This window comes from Bradyrhizobium sp. SZCCHNR1098 (genome assembly GCF_032489375.1).
In the GTDB taxonomy this organism is placed as follows: domain Bacteria; phylum Pseudomonadota; class Alphaproteobacteria; order Rhizobiales; family Xanthobacteraceae; genus Bradyrhizobium.
Genome location: NZ_JAUEXY010000020.1, coordinates 83,446 through 98,591, shown reverse-complemented (window position 1 = coordinate 98,591; position 15,146 = coordinate 83,446). Strand labels below are relative to the sequence as shown.

Annotated in this window: 15 protein-coding genes; 11 read left to right on the top strand and 4 right to left on the bottom strand. The window is 66.6% G+C overall.

What is annotated here, in order from left to right:
• Positions 1-28: 28 nt before the first annotated feature.
• Positions 29-1,777, bottom strand: coding sequence for a methyl-accepting chemotaxis protein (locus tag QX135_RS31055; protein ID WP_316182175.1), 1,749 nt, complete (start codon positions 1,775-1,777; stop codon positions 29-31).
• A 219-nt stretch (positions 1,778-1,996) separates the two neighbouring features.
• Between QX135_RS31055 and QX135_RS31050 the strand changes: the two genes are divergently transcribed.
• The 7 genes from QX135_RS31050 (at position 1,997) to ybgC (ending at position 6,999) form a co-directional block, all read left to right on the top strand.
• Positions 1,997-2,743, top strand: coding sequence for a YebC/PmpR family DNA-binding transcriptional regulator (locus QX135_RS31050; protein WP_315734381.1), 747 nt, complete (start codon positions 1,997-1,999; stop codon positions 2,741-2,743).
• A 73-nt stretch (positions 2,744-2,816) separates the two neighbouring features.
• Positions 2,817-3,344, top strand: a complete 528-nt coding sequence (ruvC, locus tag QX135_RS31045; RefSeq protein WP_315775405.1) for a crossover junction endodeoxyribonuclease RuvC — start codon at positions 2,817-2,819, stop codon at positions 3,342-3,344.
• A complete protein-coding gene (ruvA, locus tag QX135_RS31040; protein WP_315775404.1) occupies positions 3,341-3,958 on the top strand; it encodes a Holliday junction branch migration protein RuvA in 618 nt (205 codons plus the stop codon). Before ruvC ends, ruvA begins: the two co-directional genes overlap by 4 nt.
• 46 nt (positions 3,959-4,004) lie before the next feature.
• Positions 4,005-4,424, top strand: a complete 420-nt coding sequence (locus QX135_RS31035) for a cytidine deaminase (protein ID WP_015664393.1) — start codon at positions 4,005-4,007, stop codon at positions 4,422-4,424.
• Positions 4,421-5,467, top strand: coding sequence for a Holliday junction branch migration DNA helicase RuvB (gene ruvB / locus QX135_RS31030; protein WP_315753251.1), 1,047 nt, complete (start codon positions 4,421-4,423; stop codon positions 5,465-5,467). Before QX135_RS31035 ends, ruvB begins: the two co-directional genes overlap by 4 nt.
• An 81-nt stretch (positions 5,468-5,548) precedes the next feature.
• Positions 5,549-6,469, top strand: a complete 921-nt coding sequence (locus QX135_RS31025) for a metallophosphoesterase (protein ID WP_315734371.1) — start codon at positions 5,549-5,551, stop codon at positions 6,467-6,469.
• A gap of 80 nt (positions 6,470-6,549) precedes the next feature.
• The gene (ybgC, locus tag QX135_RS31020; RefSeq protein WP_315734369.1) at positions 6,550-6,999 is read left to right on the top strand and encodes a tol-pal system-associated acyl-CoA thioesterase; all 450 of its coding nucleotides are present in this window, start codon (positions 6,550-6,552) and stop codon (positions 6,997-6,999) included.
• A gap of 193 nt (positions 7,000-7,192) precedes the next feature.
• Here the strand turns inward: ybgC and QX135_RS31015 are convergent, their stop codons facing one another.
• The gene (locus QX135_RS31015; protein WP_315775402.1) at positions 7,193-7,720 is read right to left on the bottom strand and encodes a ParB N-terminal domain-containing protein; all 528 of its coding nucleotides are present in this window, start codon (positions 7,718-7,720) and stop codon (positions 7,193-7,195) included.
• A 288-nt stretch (positions 7,721-8,008) separates the two neighbouring features.
• Between QX135_RS31015 and QX135_RS31010 the strand changes: the two genes are divergently transcribed.
• Positions 8,009-8,989 carry a catalase family peroxidase gene (locus QX135_RS31010; RefSeq protein WP_316182178.1) on the top strand — a complete coding sequence of 327 codons (981 nt, stop codon included), beginning with the start codon at positions 8,009-8,011 and terminating at the stop codon, positions 8,987-8,989.
• Positions 8,990-9,558: 569 nt separating this feature from the next.
• Here the strand turns inward: QX135_RS31010 and QX135_RS31005 are convergent.
• Positions 9,559-9,786 (bottom strand): hypothetical protein, encoded by a 228-nt coding sequence (locus QX135_RS31005; RefSeq protein ID WP_316182180.1) that lies wholly within the window; start codon positions 9,784-9,786, stop codon positions 9,559-9,561.
• A 293-nt stretch (positions 9,787-10,079) separates the two neighbouring features.
• Between QX135_RS31005 and QX135_RS31000 the strand changes: the two genes are divergently transcribed.
• The 3 genes from QX135_RS31000 (at position 10,080) to adh (ending at position 14,567) form a co-directional block, all read left to right on the top strand.
• On the top strand, positions 10,080-11,618 hold the full coding sequence (locus tag QX135_RS31000; protein ID WP_316182182.1) for an outer membrane protein: 1,539 nt from the start codon (positions 10,080-10,082) through the stop codon (positions 11,616-11,618).
• A 270-nt stretch (positions 11,619-11,888) separates the two neighbouring features.
• Entirely contained in the window at positions 11,889-12,902 is a 1,014-nt protein-coding gene (locus QX135_RS30995) for a helix-turn-helix domain-containing protein (RefSeq protein ID WP_315775398.1), read from the top strand.
• Positions 12,903-13,049: 147 nt separating this feature from the next.
• Positions 13,050-14,567: an aldehyde dehydrogenase gene (gene adh, locus QX135_RS30990; protein WP_315775397.1), complete on the top strand. Its 1,518-nt coding sequence runs from the start codon at positions 13,050-13,052 to the stop codon at positions 14,565-14,567.
• 101 nt (positions 14,568-14,668) lie between these two features.
• Here adh and QX135_RS30985 read toward each other — a convergent pair whose 3' ends face one another.
• Complete coding sequence (locus QX135_RS30985; RefSeq protein ID WP_316182184.1) at positions 14,669-15,136, bottom strand: J domain-containing protein; 468 nt, start codon at positions 15,134-15,136, stop codon at positions 14,669-14,671.
• Positions 15,137-15,146: the final 10 nt, after the last annotated feature.

Here is a 15,146-nt window from a genome sequence, read left to right as displayed (position 1 = left end):
TGAAAGGATCAGAAAATCACCGCTCGGCTCACAATTTGTAGGCGGTGCGGAAGCCGCCCCAGTGCCGGCCGCGAACCCGGATCGGCACGTCGATTTCGCGCATCATGACGGTGTTGCCGTTGCCCATGTCGCGCGCGTAGCTCTGGATCAGATAGGGCCGCTGGTTGCGGCCCGCGGCGAGCCCGGCCGGATCGTTGAAGATGCGGCGGTTGCGGCTGTTGGCGGTGTTGAAGGCTGCGTCGCCCGGCCGCTGCGGATGCGAATAGATCCGGTTGTGCACCGGCAGATAGCCGTTGCGATCGATCGCGACGCAGAACGCCATGCGCTGGTCCTTGGCGAGGAAGGCCTCCTGGAACGAAGGCAGCACGCGCTCGGCCCAGTCGAGAATCCGGCTGCGGTGCTGCTGCGGATTGGTGCCGGGGATCTCGACATAGTTGGTATCGAACATGTCCTCGAGCGTGATCTCGCCGCGCGCGACGGCGCTTTCGAACATCCGGTTCAGCTCGGTGCCGGCTTCCATGGCGCGGGTGACGAACTCATTGTTCTCCTCGTGCAGCGCCCAGAGCTTGTCCTCGATCTTCTCGCGCAGCTCGGCATTGGGCGCATCGAACCGCGCCTGGGCGCCGGCCTTCACCTGCTCGGTGACGCGCAGGCGGCACGGGCCGACGTCCTCCAGCACGGCGTCGAACCCCTCGTTCACGGCGAGACGGCTCGCGTCGGGGCCGGTGATCAGCACGCCGTCGTTGGCAATCTCGTAGACCGCGGCCGTGATCGTGCGGGCGCCGGATTTGATCTCGAGCTTGAGATGGCAAGGCAGGCGCTCGCTGCCGCTGCGCACGGGCCGATCGCCCTGGCGCAGCAGCACGGCACAGCGCGCCTTCAGCTTCTGGGCGTACATGGTTACGGCGCGCCCGGCGTTCGTGACGCGCTCGCCATAGCTCTCGGCCTGCTGGGTGGCGCTGCTGATGTCAGCGGCGCTGTCGACCACCGAGGATATGAACTGCGAGGCCTGCGCCGCATTGTTCGACATCTCGCCGGTGGTCTGGTTCTGCTCGGCGACGGCGCCGTTGACGTTGGTGAAGACCGGGCGGATCGCCTCGATCGCCTGGGCGATGCGGTGGACGGCGTCGGCCGAGCCGGCGGCGTCCTTCTGCAGTGCCTCGATCTTGCGGGTGATCTCCTCGGTCGCGTTCTGGGTCTGGACGGCAAGCGCCTTGACCTCGGTCGCCACCACCGCGAAGCCGCGGCCGGCTTCGCCGGCGCGAGCGGCCTCGATGGTCGAGTTGAGCGCGAGCAGGGTTGTCTGGCGCGCGATCTGGGAGATCAGGTTGACGACGTTGCCGATCGCCGCCGAGGACTCGCGCAGGCGGTCGACGTTGGCCCGGGCTTCCGTGGCGGCGGCGCTGGCCTGGTCGGCGAGCTGGCCGCCGTCCTGGACCTGGGCACGGATACCGTGGGCGGACTGGGTCACCTTCTCTGCGGCGTGGGCGAACGTCGCCGCCGTTCCTTGCGCGGCGCTGCTGCGGCCGCTCAGCGAATCGGCGCGCTGGCGAATGTCCGTCAGCGTCCCCGCCGTCGCCTCGGCGCCGCTGGCGACCGCATCGGCGGCGCGCTCGAGCTGGCGAATCATGCCGCCGAGTTCCAGCTCCAGCAGGTCGAGGATGGCCTTGGCCGAATCGGCATCCGACGACGCCGGCGGCTCCGGCGCGGCCACCGGTTTCGGTTCAGCCACCGGATCGGGCGCAGAGGGTCGTCTTGCAAGGAAACCAAACGCCATGGGGCGGCCCCGGTGCGGTGAAAAGGTGCAGAGGGGCGGCATCGTTGCACTTGACTGTGAAGCCGTGGTTAACATTTGGCTTATGGTGCAGGGCAGCCAACCGGCTCTTCGAAGGGGGCGGCCACCCTGAATCCACCTCAAATCTTTGATTTTGACGATTCCCGGCCTATAAGGCCGCGCTTCCCCCACCTGATCCCCTACGATTTCAAGAGACCTCGCATGGCCGGCCATTCCCAATTCAAGAACATCATGCATCGCAAGGGCCGGCAGGATGCGATGAAGTCCAAGCTGTTCGGCAAGCTGGCGCGCGAAATCACCGTCGCCGCCAAGCTCGGCACGCCGGACCCGGCGATGAACCCGCGGCTGCGGGCCGCGGTGGTTGCCGCCCGGGCCGAGAACATGCCCAAGGACAACATCGAGCGCGCCATCAAGAAGGCGCTCGGCGGCGAAGGCGATAATTACGATGAGATCCGCTACGAGGGCTATGGCCCGGGCGGCGTCGCCGTCATCGTCGAGGCGCTCACCGACAACCGCAACCGCGCCGCCTCCGACATCCGCTCCTACTTCACCAAATCCGGCGGCAATCTCGGCGAGACCGGCTCGGTGTCGTTCATGTTCGACCGTGTCGGCATCATCGAATACGACCGCAGCGTCGCCTCGGATGACGCGGTGCTGGACGCCGCCATCGAGGCTGGCGCCGACGACGTGATCTCGGGCGAGGGGGGGCACGAGATCTATGCCTCGCCGGAGAGCCTGCGCGAGGTCGCCAAGAATCTCGAGGCCAAGTTCGGCGAGCCGCGCAAGGCGGCGCTGACCTGGAAGCCGCAGAACACCGTGGCGGTCGACGACGAGACCGCCGAGAAGCTGCTGAAGCTGATGGATCTGCTGAACGAGCACGACGACGTCCAGAACGTCTATGCCAATTTCGAGATCTCGGACGCGCTGATGGCGAAGATGGGCGGTTGACGGACGCTCAACCACGTCGTTCGTCCGTTCCGTTTATGTTTCCATCGGTGTGGCGCAAGGCTATCTCTATCCCATGAAAGCCCAGCCGATTCGCGCAGCCGTCCGCATCATTGGGATCGATCCCGGCCTCCGCCGCACCGGCTGGGGGGTGATCGAGAGCGAAGGCAACCGGCTGATCTATGTCGGTTGCGGCTCGGTGGAGCCGCCCGACGACCTGCCGCTGGCGAGCCGGCTGCTGGCGATCCATGAGGGGCTTTCGGCCGTGCTCGGCCGCTTTGCCCCGATGGAAGCCGCGGTCGAGCAGACCTTCGTCAACAAGGATGGTGTTGCGACCCTGAAGCTCGGCCAGGCCCGCGGCATCGCCATGCTGGCGCCGGCGATGTTCGGGATTTCGGTGGCCGAATACGCCCCCAACCAGGTCAAGAAGACCGTGGTGGGCGCTGGCCATGCCGACAAGGGCCAGATCGCGGTGATGCTGAAGATCCTGCTGCCCAAGGCCGAGCCGCCGTCGGCCGACGCAGCGGACGCGCTCGCCATCGCCATCACCCACGCCCATCACCGCCAGGGCCAGGCGCTGCGCATGAAGGTGGCCGGGCTATGATCGGCAAGCTCAAGGGGCTGATCGATTCCACCACCGAGGATTTCGTCATCCTCGACGTCGGCGGCGTCGGCTATCAGGTGCACTGCTCGGCGCGGACGTTGCAGGCCTTGCCGTCGCCGGGTGAAGCCGCCACATTGTCGATCGAGACCTATGTGCGCGAGGACCAGATCAAGCTGTTCGGTTTTCGCTCGGATGTCGAACGGGAATGGTTTCGCCTTTTGCAGACGGTGCAGGGCGTCGGCGCCAAGGTCGCCCTCGCCGTGCTCGGCACGTTGCCGCCGGCCGATCTCGCCAACGCCATCGCGCTGCGCGACAAGGCGGCGGTGGCGCGCACGCCGGGCGTCGGCCCCAAGGTCGCCGAGCGCATCGTGACCGAGCTGAAGGACAAGGCGCCGGCCTTCGCCGATGTCGATCCCGGCGTGGTCAGGCTGTCTGGTGCGATCGAGGAGCAGCGCGCGCCGCAGCCCATCGCGGATGCCATCTCCGCGCTCATCAATCTCGGCTACGGCCAGCCGCAGGCGGCCGCCGCGATCGCGGCAGCATCTCGCGCGGCCGGCGACAAGGCCGAGACCGCGCAACTCATCCGCCTCGGCCTCAAGGAGCTGGCGAAATAGGCTATCGTCGCTCGGCCGGGCGAGCAGAAGGACAATCATTTCCCCCATGGTGAGCAAGAAGGACAAGGAGCTGATCGAGGCGGCCGCATCAGCGGTCAAGAGCCGCTACCGCAACGACTGGCAGGAGGTCGGCGCGGCCATGCGCACCCGCGACGGCCGCATCATCACCGGCGTCAACATCGACGCCTATCTCGGCCGCAACGCTGTCTGCGCCGAGGCCATCGCGATCGGCCGCGCCATCACCGAGCACGGCGATCACGGCATCGAGACCATCGTCGCGGTGCGTCATCCCAAGCCGGGTGAGCCGGGCGAGGTCGCCGTGGTCTCGCCCTGCGGCACCTGCCGCGAGCTGATCCATGACTACGATGCGAAGGCGCGTGTCATCGTGCCGTCGAACGGTAAGGGGCCTGCGGCGGTGACGATCGGCGAGCTGCTGCCGAACAAATACAGGCGCGGCAACGAATGAAGCCGCCTGCGCGCATGGTCAGTCCGGAGCGGCGCTCCGACGATGTCGGTGACACCGCGCTGCGTCCGCAGCAGCTCTCCGAGTTCGTCGGCCAGCAGCAGGCGCGCGCCAATCTGTCGATCTTCATCGAGGCGGCGCGCAAGCGCGGCGAGGCGCTCGACCATGTGCTGTTCGTCGGTCCTCCTGGTCTTGGCAAAACCACCTTGGCCCAGATCGTCGCGCGCGAGCTCGGCGTCGGCTTCCGCGCCACGTCGGGCCCGGTCATCGCCAAGGCCGGCGATCTGGCGGCGCTGCTGACGAACCTCGAAGAGCGCGACGTGTTGTTCATCGACGAGATCCATCGTCTCAGCCCGGCGGTCGAGGAGGTGCTCTATCCTGCGATGGAGGATTTTCAGCTCGACCTCATCATCGGCGAGGGACCGGCGGCCCGCTCGGTGAAGATCGACTTGTCGAAGTTCACGCTGGTCGGCGCGACGACGCGCGCAGGCCTGCTGACAAATCCGCTGCGTGATCGTTTCGGCATCCCGATCCGGCTGAACTTCTACACAGTCGAGGAGCTGGAGGGCATCGTGACGCGCGGTGCCCGCGTGCTCGGCGTTGGCATGACCGCCGACGGCGCCAACGAGATCGCGCGCCGCGCCCGCGGCACTCCGCGCATCGCCGGCCGGCTGTTGCGCCGGGTGCGTGACTTCGCCTCGGCGGCGAACGCCAGCGCGATTGATCGCGCCATCGCCGATCACGCCCTGAGCGCGCTCGAGGTCGATGCCGCCGGGCTCGATGCAATGGACCGGCGCTATCTCTCGACCATCGCCCTGAACTACGGCGGCGGGCCGGTCGGCGTCGAGACCATGGCGGCGGCGCTGTCGGAGCCGCGCGACGCGATCGAGGACATCATCGAGCCCTATCTGATCCAGTGCGGCTATCTGCAGCGCACGCCGCGCGGCCGGCTGTTGACCTCGCATGCGTTCCGGCATCTCGGCATGGCCGAGCCGAACCGCGATCCCAGCCAGTTCGGCCTGTTCGGCAGTGAGGACGATGCTTAACGAATCTGCTGACAATCTGCACGGACGCACCCGAAATCGGTTGCAATGATCGAAGAAGGATTGCGTGCGAGGAGTTCGTCCATGCTGTCACGCCGTCGCTTTCTGTCATTCTCAGGCGGTCTTGCCGCGACCGGTTTTTCGACTGCGACCTATGGCGTCGGCGTCGAGCCGCTCCGCCTGGGCGTCACCGACTATCACATCCATCCACGCAACTGGCCGGCTGGGCTAAGACTGAAGATCGCGGCGATCGCCGACATCCACGCTTGCGATCCCTGGATGTCGCTGGCGCATATCGACGGGATCGTCCAGCGGACCAACGCGCTGCAGCCGGATCTGATCGTTCTGCTCGGCGACTATGTCGCTGGTCATCGGCATCACATCGGACGCATCGACGCTTCGGAGTGGGCGCCGGTGCTCGGCGGCCTCAAGGCGCCGCTGGGCGTGCACGCCATCCTGGGCAATCATGATTACTGGGATGATCGAACCGTGCAGCGCGATGGCCGCGGCGCGCCGTATGCCCAGAAGGCGCTCGAGGCCGCCGGCATTCCCGTCTATGAGAACGATGTGGTGCGGCTCAGCAAGAATGGTCATGCCTTCTGGCTCGCCGGCCTCGGCGATCAGCTGGCCTACATGCCGGCCAGGCGCTTCCGGTCCGTGCCGCGGATCGGCATCGATGATCTCGCGAGCACACTGCGCAAGGTGACGGACAGCGCGCCGGTGATCCTGCTGGCGCATGAGCCCGACGTTGCGCTCCGGGTGCCGTCGCGGGTGGCGCTGCAGCTCTCCGGGCATACGCATGGCGGGCAGGTTCGTGTGCTCGGCTGGTCGCCGGCCGTTCCCGCGCGCAATGGCGTCAATCTGGCCTACGGCCACATCCGCACCCAATGCGACGTGATCGTTTCCGGCGGCCTCGGCTGCAGCATCATGCCAGTCCGGATCGGCATGCCGCCGGAGATCGTGCTGGTCACCGTCGGCAGGGAACCCGTCGAGGTGACGTCCTAGCCTGCTCTTGCTAGCCTGCTCTTGCGCTGGCCGTTGAACTGGGCGAAACGATCGCCATTTCCGACGATCGAGGGCTTCCCTTGACCCACCAACATCTCGACGGCGAGATCCGCGACGGCCGCCACCACATGCAGGTGCGGGTCTACTACGAGGACACGGATTTCTCCGGAATCGTCTATCACGCCAACTACCTCCGCTTCATGGAGCGCGGCCGCACCAATCATCTGCGGCTGATGGGCGCCGAGCAGCACGCGCTGTTCGCAGAGGCAGAAAGCGAGATGCCGGGCTTCGCTTTCGTCGTGCGCTCGATGACGCTCGACTTCCTGCGGCCGGCGCGCATGGACGACGTGCTCGACGTCGTCACCTGGCCCGTGGCGGTGAAGGGGGCGTCGATCACGCTGGCGCAGGAGGTCAGGCGCGGCGAGGAGGTGCTCGTCAAGGCCGACGTGAGAGTCGCGTTCATCAGCGGCGGCAGGGCGCAGCCGATACCGAGAGCGCTGCGCGACCTGATGAAGGCGGACCTCGCATAAACTGGTGCTGACGGCCGGACGAGTGGAGGGATGAAGATGTGCCCGCCAGCGATCGCGACCTCGCCGCCGTCCAGTCGGTCACGCCATTTGCGCAGCGGATGCGGCGCGTGGCGGCGGATCACGCTGCGCTGATCCGCCCTACGGACTGCCGCTCAATCAAACCTTGGCCGGGGGCAATCGCGCGTCGAAACCGTCAGTATCGCCCGCCGCTGCGCTCTTGTTGCTTGATCCAATCCGACAGGGTTCGGGGCGTCGATCCCTGTCCGGGGCGCGATGGTTTCGCGGTGGCAGTCCTGTTGCTCCGGTTCGTCGTCTCCGTCGGCCCGCGCGGATGCGTCGCGGCATGGGCGCCCGGGACGCCTCTCGGCGCCGTGGCGAGCTTCTCCGCTTCCTCCTTCTCCAGCCGCAGCTTGCGCAGCCGCTCCATCTTCTCGCGCTCCGGATCGACGGGCGGCGGTGGCAGCTCGCGCTGGCGGGCTTCCTCGGCGGAGATCAGCAGACCCATGATGGCGCTTTCGCCGAGGGCCTTGCAGGCTTCGAGGCGGTGCAGACCTTCGATCAGGACAAAATGGTCCTTGTCGCGGCGGACGAGGATCGGCTCGCGCTGGCCGACCTCCAAAATGCTTTCGGCCAGCGCGTCGACCGCGTCCTGCTTCAGCGCCTTGCGCTTCCTGTCGGGGACGTGGATCTTGTCGATGGGGAAGCTTTCCGGTGCGGACACAGTCGAAACTCCGTCGTGGGCGCGCGCCGTCCAGCGCCAGGGTCGGAGGGGGCACGATCCCCCGATCCGCACGGCAGCGCGGAGCGGAGGCAGACCGGGCACGCGCGGCTACAATAGAGACATTCGCCATCTCGCCGCAAGGAGCGGGTGACGGGGCGCGATGTCTCCTGTCAGACGGCAAGGTGAATCATGCGACTGTGATGGGCGCCCCATCGGTCGCGCACGAAAGTCGCTTGCGCGTCAATTCATGCTGCTATGCTGCACCGCTCATACAGGAGGACGCCGCTCATGACGACACGCACGCTCGTTGCCGCGCTGGCCGGGATTGCCCTCGCGTTGCCCGCCGCTGCCCTCGCGCAGGAACCGCCGGTCGAGGAGCAGCTCGTCAATGCAATGAACAAGGTGTTCGGCGTGCACGCCGGCTTTCGCGCCAATCACGCCAAGGGCGTCGTGGTCGAGGGCAAGTTCAAGCCGTCGACCGAGGCGGCGACCTTGAGCAAGGCTTCGCTGTTCAGCGGCGGCGAAATTCCCGTGACGGTGCGGTTCTCGGACTCCACCGGCGTGCCGAACCTGCCGGACGGCTCCGGCGACGCCAATCCGCATGGCATGGCGGTGAAGTTTCATCTCGCCGACGGTAGCGACATGGACCTCGTGATCAACTCGCTGAAATTCTTCCCCGTCTCGACCGGTGCGGAGTTGCGCGATTTGTTCATGGCGATCGCGGACTCCGGACCGAACGCGGCCAAGCCGACCAGGCTCGAGCAGTTCATCGCCAGCCATCCCTCGGTGCCGGCGGCGCTCGGTACCATCGCGACGCCGGACAGTCTTGCCGACGAGGCCTATTTCGGCGTCAACGCCTTCGTTCTCGTCAACAAGGCCGGCGAGAAGCAGGCGGTGCGCTGGCAGATGCTGCCGGAGAAGGTCGTGCATATCGACCAGGAGGACGCGGCGAAACGCGCGCCGGACTTCCTGATGGCCGAGCTGCCGGCGCGGCTGAAGCAGGGGCCGGTGACGTTCCGCTTCAAGGCGCAGCTCGCTGCGGCCGGCGACGACACCAAGGATCCGGCCAAGCCGTGGCCTGACGATCGCAAGCTGGTCGAGCTCGGCGTGCTGACGATCGACAAGGCGGTCGAAGACAGTGACGCCGCGCAGAAGAAGCTGCTGTTCCTGCCCGGCCAGCTCACTGACGGCGTCGAGGCGTCGGATGATCCGATGATCGACATCCGCAACGGCGCCTACGCCATCTCGTTCTCCCGGCGCAATCCGTGATGATGACGTGACGCGCGACGCGCGGTGCGGCGGATCAGGCTGCGCTGATCCGTCCGACGGGCCTCAGTCTGTCGTCGTGGCCGAGGCGAGCCCAGCCATGATGCTGCGTGCTGCGGGCGGCGCTTGTGCCGATGACCGGACGATTTGGCGGCGAGCTCAAATCCGTATTTCCGGTCGCGATCGGCCGTGACCTAGCTTCGTTCCATCCTGATCGCGATCCAGAACGAGCGGGAATGGGTGCATCTGTGCGGAGTGCAGGATCGGATCGATGGATACGGTCGGGCCTTCGAGCCCGGCGAGCGAGCACGACACAACCGGCCGCAATTATGGATGCTTCGCGGCGCGCGATCCCGATGAGTTGCCGCAACGTTGACGAAGCCCGGCCTCATTCAGTGCGATTGCGACGGCATTCGCCGCTTTCTCTCCCGATCGATGACGTCGCACAAGCCGCGCGATAACGGCGAAACCAAGAGCAGCGGTTGTCGACACGCGTGGACAGCCGAGCGTCGGCGCGTCGAAGGCGGTGGCGACCGTGCAGCCGATGTGCCGCCATGTTCGGCGTGATGCAATCAGGGCGTGTTGTCGACGCGAAGGCCGACGATCGCGAGGTGCGCGCGATCAGGAAGCATGCCGTCGAGCGCGGCGCCAACGCGCTGCGCATCCAGTGAGTTCGGTGCGCACATTCGTCTACTAATGAACTCATGAGCCGCGGCGGCATCGCGCATTGCGCTGTTTGTCGCAATCGTGTTGCGCTGCTTCTTTTCGCCGGAATCCTGCATCTTGCGTGCAACAGTCAAAGCTGAACTTCGATCGCGTCGGCGTCGCGATCTGCATTCCTTCCGAATGACATTTTTCAATTCAGTTCGCGACACAATCTCACCCTCCTGATGCGGCCGCCGTTTGTTGCGGCACGTGTTCAGGAGTTGTGAGTTCGATGCGTCGCGTATTTGGCGTATGCCTTTGCCTATCTACTTTCGCAGGAAGTACGACATCGGTCTGGGCGACTGATCTCGCCCTGCCTCCCCCGCTCCCACCGCCTGACGTCTTCGCCTACAGGTGGAGTGGCTGCCATGCCGGCGCGAACGCCGGGATGGCCTGGTCACGTCAGCAGCAGACGTGGACCCAGGTCGCCAATGCCGCCGCGGCGCCCGTTCAGCCTGTGCAGCAGCCGGTCGGCAATGCAAACAACCCGCCTGTGGTCAAGCCGCCTGTGGTTGCAAATCCAGCGCCAAACCCGCCGCCGCCGAACAACCCCGGCGGGAACAACGGCGGATGGAAGCCGCCGCCGCATAAGCCGCCGGGCAAGCCCCCGATCTGTGAGCGCAACGACAAGGGCTGGTGGCAGCCCGGCAAGCAGTATCATGGCGACAAGGATCACGGCTGGCCGCACGATAAGCCGTCCTACAAGCCCGATCACGACGGCGGTCATCATTGGCCACAGGTTGGATCGAAAGGCGGCGACAACAAGTCTTCCTGGCCGTCGGCGCCATCCAAGACCAAGGACGACAACTACAACGACGTCAAATATGGCAGCGGCTGGTTCGACAAGCCTCACGATGACGACCATGGCAAGTCGAGCGGCTGGTCGCAGCTCCATTCGAACGGTTACTCCGACAAATATACTTGGCTGCGACATGACCAGCAGAACGATCATGACAAGCCGGCTACCGGCTGGGGCGCGAAGAAGGACGACGGCTACGACAAGCCGCTTGGCTTCGGCTGGTCGAAGCAGCCGCTGAAGAGCGAACGTGACAGCTACGCCTGGCTGAAGCCGGATGACCGGAACGACGACAAGCATGGCGGCTACGGCTGGGGCGGCAAGCCGCACGACAATGATGACGGCAAGGGCGGCTATGGCGACAAGCAGCCCGACAAGGACCATTGGCAGCAGCAGCACGGCGGCAACTACAATCATGGCGGATGGCCGCATCATCCGGACAAGCCCTGGCCGCCGAAGAATCCCCCGCCGAACAATGGCGGCGGCCAGCCGAACCCGCCGCCGCAGGGCAACAATGGCAATCCGCCGGCGCAGAACCCGCCGGTGACCGGCGGCGGCAACGTGGCGCCGCTGCCCGTCGCGGCCGTGCAGATTCCGACCGCCGTCTCCAGCAATGGCAGCGACGTCGTCGGCGGCCTGCAGCTCGGTTGCGATTACCAGATGGACCGCTTCGTCGTCGGCATCCAGGCGATGGCCGATCTCGGCATCATCAACGCGTCGAGCCCGCTGGGGCCGGCGCTGACGATGAACACGCGGACCAGCAACCTCTACACCGCCACGGTGCGCGCAGGCTATCTGGTGACGCCTGAGATCCTGGCCTATGTGCGCGGTGGCGCGGCGTGGACGCGGACCAACGTTTCGGTCGTCAACACCGCCACCGGACAGTCCGCCAGCGTGGCGTTCAACCGCAGCGGCTGGACGGTCGGCGCCGGCGTCGAGTGGATGTTCGCCCGCAACTGGTCGGCCTTCGCCGAATATGACTACGCCGATTTCGGCACCGCGACCGGCACGCTGCCGGGCGCCGCCGCGATCACAGGAGGACCGAACGTCGTCAGCCAGAAGACCCAGCTCCACACGGCGATGATCGGTGTCAACTACCGCTTCGAGATGCTGTCGCGCGGCGCCCGCTGAGGCCCGCGGCGGACGCCACGCCGCCGGTCACGCAACACGGCAAGGCCGCCTGGTTCGTCCAGGCGGCCTTTTCGGTTTTGTGGGCTGGTGCTCAGCTCGCGCGCACCGAGCTGAGGAACTTGCCGACGTCCTCCCTCAGGCGGCTACGGTCACGCGACAGGTGGGTGACCGATTGGTCCGCATTCCTTGACGCCGGTCAAACCGCGGTGCTGTAGTTGCGCTAGTCTAGCAACAAGCCGCGCCAACGCGGGCAATGCCGGGAGGAGGGACATGGGGCGTTCGCCCGGGAATGCCCATTCGGATCGCGTCCTGGAGGCCTTGGCCAAGGGGGATGCCAAGGCTGACGCTGACGGCAGAGCCGATAGCCGAGCCGACAGAGGCGCACCGGCGGTCTCGGCGCTCGCGGCATCATGGCGGCGCTCCGGCCATCTCCATGCGCTCGATCCCGCCACGCCGAAGCTGCCGGCCCGCCTGACGGCGGCCGAGATCGCGGACGCGCGCGCCCGGCTCGGGCGGCTGCTCGCGATCGCACAGGCGAGCCTCGACCGGCTGTTCCTGGCGGTTGGGGGCGTCGGCTGCTCGGTGCTGCTGGCCGATGCCGAGGGCACGGTGCTCGAGCGCCGCGGCGCCCGCGGGGACGACGCCACCTTCGAATCCTGGGGCCTGTGGACCGGCGCGGTGTGGAGCGAGCGGCACGAGGGCACCAATGCTATCGGCACCTGCCTGGTCGAGAAGCGGCCGCTGACCATCGACCGCGATCAGCACTACCTGTCACGCAACGCGCGGCTGTTCTGCACCACGGCGCCGATCTTCGACGAGCACGGCCAGCTCAAGGCCGCGCTCGACGTCTCCTCCTGTCGCGCCGATCTGACCGAAGGCTTCAGTCGGCTGATCGCGACCACCGTCGCGGATGCCGCGCGCCTGATCGAGGCGGAGAATTTCCGCCAGGCCTTTCCGCACGCCCGCATCGTGCTCACGCCGGACAGCGAGCGCGAGATCAACTCATTGCTGGCGGTCGATCGCAACGACCTCGTCGTCGGTGCCACACGGGCGGCGCGCCGTGCGCTCAACCTCTCTCCGTCCGCGCTGGCGCGTCCGGTGCCGGCCGGCGACCTGATCAAGGATGCAACCACCGGGGGCGACGACATTGACGCCGCCGAGCGTGCCGTTCTGAAGCGCGCGCTGGCGCGCGCCGGCGGCAACGTCTCGAAGGCGGCGAAGGAGCTCGACATGTCGCGCGCCACCCTGCACCGGAAGATGAAGCGGCTCGGGCTCGAGCGGTGAACGCGCCGCGGCTGTCGAATCGCAGCCAACATGTCGCAGAACTGCGACACTTCCTCGGACGCGCTCGTTGCGGCCTCTGGTCTGTCGCGCCTGTTTGATCGAGCCTCTCTCCAACGCCGTGTGCATCGGCGTGAATGGGAGAGAGAGATGACCAAGGTTGACGTCAATGCGGCGTTCAAGCCGCCTTTCGCTGCGCGTTACGACAACTTCATCGGCGGTGCCTGGAAGGCCCCCAACGCCGGCAAATATTTCGACAACATCTCGCCGATCACCGGCCAGCCGGTGTGCGAGATCGCGCGCTCCGATGCCTCCGACATCGAGGCCGCGCTCGACGCCGCGCATGCCGCCAAGGACGGCTGGGCGCGCACCAGCGTCACCGAGCGCGCGATGGTCCTCAACCGGATCGCCGACCGCATGGAGGCCAATCTCGACAGGCTGGCGCTCGCCGAGACCTGGGACAACGGCAAGCCGATCCGCGAGACCACCGCGGCCGACATCCCGCTCGCCATCGACCACTTCCGCTATTTCGCCGGCGTGATCCGCGCGCAGGAAGGCTCGATCGCCGAGATCGACCACGACACCATCGCCTATCACTTCCACGAGCCGCTCGGCGTCGTCGGTCAGATCATTCCGTGGAATTTCCCGATCCTGATGGCGGCGTGGAAGCTCGCGCCCGCGCTCGCCGCGGGCAACTGCGTCGTGCTCAAGCCGGCCGAGCAGACCCCGGCCTCGATCCTCGTGCTGATGGAGATCGTCGGCGACCTGCTGCCGCCGGGCGTGCTCAACGTCGTCAACGGGTTCGGCTTAGAGGCGGGCAAGCCGCTGGCCTCCTCCAACCGCATTGCCAAGATCGCCTTCACCGGAGAGACCTCGACGGGGCGGCTGATCATGCAATACGCCTCGCAGAACCTGATCCCGGTCACGCTCGAGCTCGGCGGCAAGTCGCCCAATATCTTCTTCAAGGACGTCTGCGCCGAGGACGACGACTTCCTCGACAAGGCGATCGAGGGCTTCGTGATGTTCGCGCTCAACCAGGGCGAGGTCTGCACCTGCCCGAGCCGCGCGCTGATCCACGAATCGATCTATGAGCGCTTCATGGAGCGCGCGCTGCAGCGTGTCGGCGCGATCGTGCAGGGCAGCCCGCTCGATCCGGCGACCATGATCGGCGCGCAGGCCTCCGCCGAGCAGATGTCCAAGATCCTGTCCTACATCGACATCGGCAAGAACGAGGGCGCGCAGCTCCTGATCGGTGGCGAGCGCAACGTGCTCGGCGGCGATCTCGCCGGCGGCTATTACGTCAAACCGACGGTGTTCAAGGGACACAACAAGATGCGCGTGTTCCAGGAGGAGATCTTCGGACCCGTCGTCTCGGTCACGACCTTCAAGACCGAGGACGAGGCGCTGGCGATCGCCAACGACACGCTCTACGGCCTTGGCGCCGGCGTGTGGAGCCGCGACGCCAACACCTGCTACCGCTTCGGCCGCAACATCCAGGCGGGGCGTGTCTGGACCAATTGCTATCACGCCTATCCGGCGCATGCGGCGTTCGGCGGCTACAAGCAGTCCGGCGTCGGTCGCGAGACCCACAAGGTCATGCTCGACCACTATCAGCAGACCAAGAACATGCTGGTCAGCTACAGCCCGAAGAAGCTCGGCTTCTTCTAGAGCTGGGGGCAGAGCCGGTCGGGCATGAGCGCCCCGACCGGCTTGCTCTTTTGACGGCATGTCAGCCGGTCGCCCGAAAGCGTCCGGCTGGCTCGCGATCTTCAGTCCAACTGCGCCAGCAGCGCATCGCGTGCCTCGGAAATGCGCCGATAAAGTTCATTGCTGCCGCCGGCGTCGGGATGCGCGGTCTTGGCCAGCCGGCGGAACGCAGCCTTGATGTCCGTAGCCGTCAGCATGCCCTGCAGGGGCAATTCAAGGACCTCGCGAAAGGCGTCGTCGTCCCGGTCGGGCGCGAGCTGATCCCACAGGGCGCGACGCGCAGCCCGCGCCGCGATCCGCAACGCATCCTGATCCTCCCGCCAGCGTTGTTGCGACATCACGAGGCAGGCACCGAACGCGATCCGGCCCTGCGTCTCCAGCTCGTCGAAGCTGAACGGCCCGACGACGTCATAGGGTGGCGCGAGCCGTGCGAGCCGTCCCGTTGCGCCGTCGGTGATGGAGCCGAGCCGGACCGTGTCGACGATCCCTATCGACCCATTCCAGATCACCCATTCGGCGGCGCTCGTCATGCTGCTGAAC